This is a genomic window from Halapricum sp. CBA1109, from assembly GCF_009741825.1.
Taxonomy (GTDB): domain Archaea; phylum Halobacteriota; class Halobacteria; order Halobacteriales; family Haloarculaceae; genus Halapricum.
Window position 1 is genome coordinate 1 of sequence record NZ_WPCA01000158.1, and the last position, 5,778, is coordinate 5,778.

A 5,778-nucleotide genomic window follows, 5' to 3' on the forward strand; every position below is an offset into this window, starting at 1 on the left:
CGTGGCTGGACCACCTATGGCTGGTGACGATGAGCGGAGAAATCGTCCGCCGTCCAACACCGACGCCAGCCGCTCGGCCGCGGCCATCGCGGCGGCGCTTGACGCGACGCTCGTCCTGTTGACGGACGTCGAGGGCGTCTACGAAGACCCCGAGACCCGGAGACGCTGATCGAATCGGTCGAGACGGGCGAGGACTGGACGGCACTGGAGGCCGCCGCTGAGGGCTTCATGGGGCGGAAAGTGATGGCCGTCGAGGAGGCTCTCGACGGCGGTGCGCCGGAAGCGGTCGTCGCCGACGCCAACGCCGAGGCGCCGATCACGGCGGCCCTCGACGGCGACGGGACCCACGTCCACGCGAGCGCACTCGATGCGGACTCACAGGAGGACCACTGATGTCCGGATTCGTCTTCAACGAGAAACCGATACAGATCGAACGCGGTGACGGGAGTTACGTCTACGACGACTCGGGGACGGAGTACCTCGACATGGGCGCGTCCTACGCCTGCGTGCCTCTGGGCCACGGCCACCCGGCCGTCCACGAGGCCGTCACCGAACAGTTCGAGAAACTCACCTACGTCCAGGCGTCGTACCCCAACGCCGCGCGGACGGCGTTGTACGAGTTGCTGGCCGAGACCGCGCCGGGCGACATCGGCAACACGTGGCTCTGTAACTCCGGCACCGAGGCCAACGAGGCCGCGCTGAAGTTCGCCCGGAGCGCCACCGGCGACTCGAAGGTCGTCGCGACGATGAAAGGCTTCCACGGCCGGACGATGGGGGCGCTGGCGACGACGTGGAAGGACAAGTACAAGAAACCGTACGAGCCGCTGATCGGCGACGTCGAGTTCGTTCCATACGACGATATCGACGCCCTAGAGGAGGCTATCGACGACGACACCGCGGCGTTCATCGTCGAACCGGTACAGGGTGAGGGCGGGATCAACCCCGCTTCCCGGGAGTACCTGCAGGCCGCCCGCGAGGTCACCGAGGCCACGGGGACGGCGCTGATATTCGACGAGGTCCAGACCGGGATGGGTCGGACCGGCGCGCTGTGGAACGCCCAGCGAGCGAACGTGACGCCGGATATGGTCACCGCGGCGAAGGGGCTGGGCAACGGATTCCCGGTCGGCGCGACGCTGTGTCGGGACTGGATCGCCGAGGACTACGGCAGCCACGCCTCGACGTTCTCCGGCGGACCGGTCATCTCCGCGGCCGCGGGCGCGACCGTCTCGACGCTGATCGAGGACTCGGTGCCCGGCAACGCCGCCGTCGTCGGCGACTATCTGACGACCGAACTCGAGGCGGCCATCGGCGACGAAGTCCGTGACATCCGGGCCGAGGGCCTGATGATCGGTGTCGAGGTCGGCCGCGGCGCGAACAAGGCGCTCAAACAGTTGGCGCTGAACCACCAGGTGCTGGCGCTGCCGGCGGGTCGGACCGTCGTGCGCCTGCTCCCGCCGCTGACCATCGGCGAGGAGGAAGCCGACGAAGTGGTCGAGGCGATGGCCGAGGTGGTGACCGACTGATGAGCGCCACCATCCCCACCGCGGCCGTCGACACCGACGCCGCCCGGCAGTTGCTGATCGACCTCGTCGACACGCCGTCGGTCACGCCCGAGGAGGAGGCGGCCGCAGCGGTGCTGGTCGACTTCTTCGAGGCCCACGGCCGCGAGGTGTGGGTCGACGACGTGGGCAACGTCCGGGCGCCGGCCGACGACGGCGTCCTCCTGACGAGCCACATCGACACGGTGCCGGGGGACATCCCGGTCCGGGTCGAGACGATGGCCGCCGGGGAGGCCCGGTTCGGGGGCGAGAGCGACCTGTTGGACGCTGCGGAGTCGATAGACGTGCTGTGGGGACGCGGGAGCGTCGACGCGAAGGGGCCGCTGGCGTCGATGGCCGTCGTGGCCGTCGAGACGGGCGCGAGTTTCGTCGGCGTCGTCGGCGAGGAGGTCGACTCCCGCGGCGGCCGGTACCTCGTCGAGGACCGCGAGGCCGAACCCGACGCCGTGATCAACGGCGAGCCCTCCGGCTGGGAGGGGATCACGCTCGGCTACCGCGGACTGCTGGGCGGCAACTACGTTGCAACCAGCGAGTCGGGCCACTCCTCGCGGCCCGACGACAACGCCATCCAGGACGCCATCAACTGGTGGAACCGCGTCGAGGAGGAGTTCGACCCCGACGACTGGGTGCCCGTCTTCGAGCGCGTGACGCCGAAACCGACGAGCATCGACGGCGGGATGACCGAGGACGGCCTCTCGGTCGAGGCGACGATGCGCCTGCAGTTGCGCGTCCCGCCGGAGTACACGACCGACGAGATAAGAGAGATCACCGACGGCCACCTCGAAAACGGGACCGTCCACTGGGACGACCGGGTCGAACCGGTGATGATGAGTCCCCGGACGGAACCGGCGCGGGCGTTCCGGGCCGCTATCCGCCAGGAAGGCGGTGACCCTCGCCTCCTGCGGAAGACCGGCACCAGCGATATGAACGTCTACGCCGATAGCTGGGACTGCCCGATGGTGACCTACGGGCCCGGCGACTCGGATCTGGACCACTCGCCGAACGAACACCTGCCGCTGCCGGAGTACGACCGCTCGGTCGCGGTCCTGCGCTCGGCCACCGAGACCCTCTTGGAGGAGTGACATGGTACGCCATCTGCTCGACATCGACGACCTCAGTCCCGACGAACTGACCACGGTCCTCGACCGCGCGGCCGTCATCAAGGCCGCCCACGAGGCCGGTGAGAGCGACCGCCCCCTCGCGGACCAGACCCTCGGGATGATCTTCGAGAAACCGAGTACCCGAACCCGAGTCTCTTTCGAGACGGGGATGACCCAACTCGGCGGCCACGCTGTCTTCCTCGGCCCCGACGACATCCACCTCGGCCACGGCGAACCGGTCAAAGACACCGCACGGGCCCTGTCGCGGTACGTCGACGCCATTATGGCAAGACTCTTCGACCACGCCGACGCCGAGGCGCTGGCGGAGTACGCCACCGTCCCGGTGGTCAACGGCCTCACGGACGACGCCCACCCCTGCCAGACGCTGGCGGACCTGCTGACAATCCGCGAGCAGTTCGGCTTCGAGGATACCACGGTCGCGTGGGTCGGCGACGGCAACAACGTCGCTCAGTCGTTCGTCGTCGGCGCGGCGATGGTCGGACTGGACGTGGTCGTCGCCACTCCTGAGGGCTACGGCATCGACGACGACGTCCTCGACCGCGCGGCCGAGTTCGGCGGCGCGCCCCAGACGACGACCGACCCCGAGGCCGCCGTCGCCGACGCCGACATCGTCTACACCGACGTCTTCGTCAGTATGGGTCAGGAGGACGAACGCGAGCGGAAACTCGACGCCTTCGAGGGTTTTCAGGTGACGACGGAGCTGCTGGGCGACCGGACGCTGATGCACTGTCTGCCGGCCCACCGCGGCGAGGAGGTCACCGACGACAGCATCGAGAGCGACACCGCAATCGTCTGGGACCAAGCGGAGAACCGCCTGCACGCCCAGAAGGGCCTGCTGGTGTGGTTGGACGAGCAGAGCTAGGTGACGTACTGGCCCGAACGGAGTGAGGGGCAGCCTTTTGGCCACGTTTTTGCGTAGGGAGAGACGCCGACGACGTCTCTCCGACTATAAGAACGGGCGTTGGCGCCCGTGAGCGGACGAGTGGTTCCCGCGGCGAACAGCGTGAGCGAGGACACCCGAGGAGAAAAAAGTGGCAGTGGACGATCAGGTCTGATCCGAGAGTGATACCGATTCAGGCCCGCTGTCGTTCACGGAGTAGTCGGACCGGTCGCAGGAGGCGCCAGACGACTCGCGTGGTCAGGTGGCGGGCCATCGGTACCGCTCCGACCTCATCCTCGTCGAGGACGTAGCCCGATTCCGCTTCGAAGACGAGTCCATCCGCAACGAGCGTCTCCATTCCCGACTCGACGCGGGCGGGCGAAACGTCGAGGGCGTCGGCGACTGCCGCCGCCGTCCGTGGTTCCTCGGCATCGCCGAGTTCATCCCGGATGCCGTAGAGGACCGCGGCCTGCAGGCGGTCGTCGGTCGTCGAGGCGGGAGCGTCGGCCCGTCCGCGGTCGCTCTCCGCCGTCGTGTACGTATCCGCGAAGAGCCACAGTGCGACAACACACAGACCGCCGTAGACGAGATTGCTCCCCGGCAACGCGACGACGCCACCGGCGCTGACAGCCGCTGCGAGCCCCGAGACGACGAGGACCGCGATCCGACGCGACTCCGTATACCGTTCGAGTATCTCGTACACAGCGACGACGCCGACGAAGAGTGTCAGGAACGCGGCTGTCTCCCCAATGTTGGATCCGTTCAGCGCGAACACGACGACGGCGAGCAGGGTGAACCGTCCAACGTCACTTAGCTTCGGTGGCCACAGCTGTGTCATACTTGTTCTTTCAACTGTATTAATATAAAATCTTTCTACTGGGTGTTTTTTTGGACTGTATATCTATTTCTCGACGAGCTACCAGCCTAGGTCCGGACGAAGCACGAGCGTGTGGGTCGAACGCCCCGTCTATAGCACTAGCTCACAGACTGCTCCACCGCTCGTGGTACACCCGAAGTTCTTGATCACCCGGACGAGACCGACACAGAAGGCCCCACATCCCGCGGCGGCGAACGGGTTCGCCGTTCTGAGACAGATGCTCGCACAGGCTCTGTAGCTCGCCGAGTCACCGTATCTCTTACACAACCCGCCGACGATCGCTAAACAGGCTGCTTTGTCTATACCCTGCGCTGATCCGACCCCTTCCTCGTCGTTCACCTCGAACTGATCGATCGTTCCAACGGTACGCTCGGCACTGTCGGACTGGGCGCCTCCCGTCCCAGCGGCACTCCCCTGTTCGGAATCCTCTTCGAAACCGAGTACCTCGATGGCTGTCGCACCCTCTTGTTTCTCTCCGACGATTCCCCAACCACTGACGGGGACTCGCTCCGACTCGTAATCTACCACCATCACGTTGAGGAACGCCTGGGACGTGCTATCCGTCGTCTCGAAGGGGACGAACACGCTGATGGGGGACGTGTTCCGCAACTTGTTGATATCGATATCCGCCTCGGACGGTATATCATCCACCGGAACGGGCATCCCGACCGCGTCCGAGAACTTCGGCGATAGTCCTCGTTCGCTGAGTCCCGCGTGCAGGTCTTTACACTCCCCGCTACGGTATATCGCCAAGAGGTCGTCGAACAGATCCCTCCCCTCGACGATGTCGTTCTCACTGGAGGATTCACGTCCCGCTGCTGCTCCGATCCCGAACGTCGACGTGATACCGACCGTCCCGACGGTCTGCAGTAATTTTCGACGACTTGTTCCTTTGATTTCGGTCTTAGTATTATCTGACATACAGATCCGTCTTCCTGCCGGGGTTTATTGAATATTTCTATTTGGAAAATGCACTCAAATTATGCCGCTAAGGGAAAAACCAATTTCTCTAGGTCCCTATGTCGACAAGCGTTCACACGAGGATGCGGCTGCGTGTCTCGGTATCAGTCGGCTATGAACAGAGCGCTACAAAATACCGTTTTCCACTAGCAGCGCCTCCAGTTCGGCCATCGAGGTGACGACCTCGTCACAGGCATCCTCGACGGCCGGTTTCGGGTCGAAGCCGACCGCGAGGCCGGCGACTTCGAGCATCGGGAGGTCGTTGGCACCGTCGCCGACGGCCACCGTCTCGGAGAGATCTAGCCCGAGGTCGGTCGCGAGGTCCTCCAAGGCGGTGTCCTTGGTCCCCTCGATCAGGGGGCCCTCGACGCCGCCGGTGAG

The 5,778-nt window shown here is 65.4% G+C and carries 6 protein-coding genes and 1 pseudogene; 4 read left to right on the forward strand and 3 right to left on the reverse strand.

Features of this window, described 5'->3' with window-relative positions:
• From GJ629_RS13810 to argF, 4 genes and pseudogenes are all read left to right on the forward strand, one after another.
• A pseudogene (locus tag GJ629_RS13810) lies at positions 1-393 on the forward strand (acetylglutamate kinase); the annotation flags it as partial.
• A complete protein-coding gene (locus tag GJ629_RS13815; RefSeq protein ID WP_157513568.1) occupies positions 393-1,523 on the forward strand; it encodes an aspartate aminotransferase family protein in 1,131 nt (376 codons plus the stop codon). The pseudogene GJ629_RS13810 and the gene GJ629_RS13815, both read left to right, overlap by 1 nt.
• Entirely contained in the window at positions 1,523-2,641 is a 1,119-nt protein-coding gene (locus tag GJ629_RS13820) for a [LysW]-lysine hydrolase (RefSeq protein ID WP_157513569.1), read from the forward strand. Before GJ629_RS13815 ends, GJ629_RS13820 begins: the two co-directional genes overlap by 1 nt.
• 1 nt (position 2,642) lies before the next feature.
• Positions 2,643-3,542 carry an ornithine carbamoyltransferase gene (gene argF / locus GJ629_RS13825; protein WP_157513570.1) on the forward strand — a complete coding sequence of 300 codons (900 nt, stop codon included), beginning with the start codon at positions 2,643-2,645 and terminating at the stop codon, positions 3,540-3,542.
• 211 nt (positions 3,543-3,753) lie between these two features.
• Here the strand turns inward: argF and GJ629_RS13830 are convergent, their stop codons facing one another.
• The 3 genes from GJ629_RS13830 to GJ629_RS13840 all read right to left on the reverse strand — a co-directional run.
• Positions 3,754-4,398 carry a hypothetical protein gene (locus GJ629_RS13830; RefSeq protein ID WP_157513571.1) on the reverse strand — a complete coding sequence of 215 codons (645 nt, stop codon included), beginning with the start codon at positions 4,396-4,398 and terminating at the stop codon, positions 3,754-3,756.
• A 129-nt stretch (positions 4,399-4,527) separates the two neighbouring features.
• Entirely contained in the window at positions 4,528-5,358 is an 831-nt protein-coding gene (locus GJ629_RS13835; protein WP_157513572.1) for a hypothetical protein, read from the reverse strand.
• 165 nt (positions 5,359-5,523) lie between these two features.
• Positions 5,524-5,778, reverse strand: a 255-nt coding sequence (locus GJ629_RS13840) for an HAD family phosphatase (protein WP_157513573.1), incomplete at its 5' end; no start/stop codon positions are given.

Coding starts and splice junctions, on each gene's coding strand:
- GJ629_RS13820 (WP_157513569.1), top strand. CDS start 1,523: ATGAGCGCCACCATCCCCACCGCGGCCGTCGACACCGACGCCGCCCGG.
- GJ629_RS13835 (WP_157513572.1), bottom strand. CDS start 5,358: ATGTCAGATAATACTAAGACCGAAATCAAAGGAACAAGTCGTCGAAAA.
- argF (WP_157513570.1), top strand. CDS start 2,643: ATGGTACGCCATCTGCTCGACATCGACGACCTCAGTCCCGACGAACTG.
- GJ629_RS13830 (WP_157513571.1), bottom strand. CDS start 4,398: ATGACACAGCTGTGGCCACCGAAGCTAAGTGACGTTGGACGGTTCACC.
- GJ629_RS13815 (WP_157513568.1), top strand. CDS start 393: ATGTCCGGATTCGTCTTCAACGAGAAACCGATACAGATCGAACGCGGT.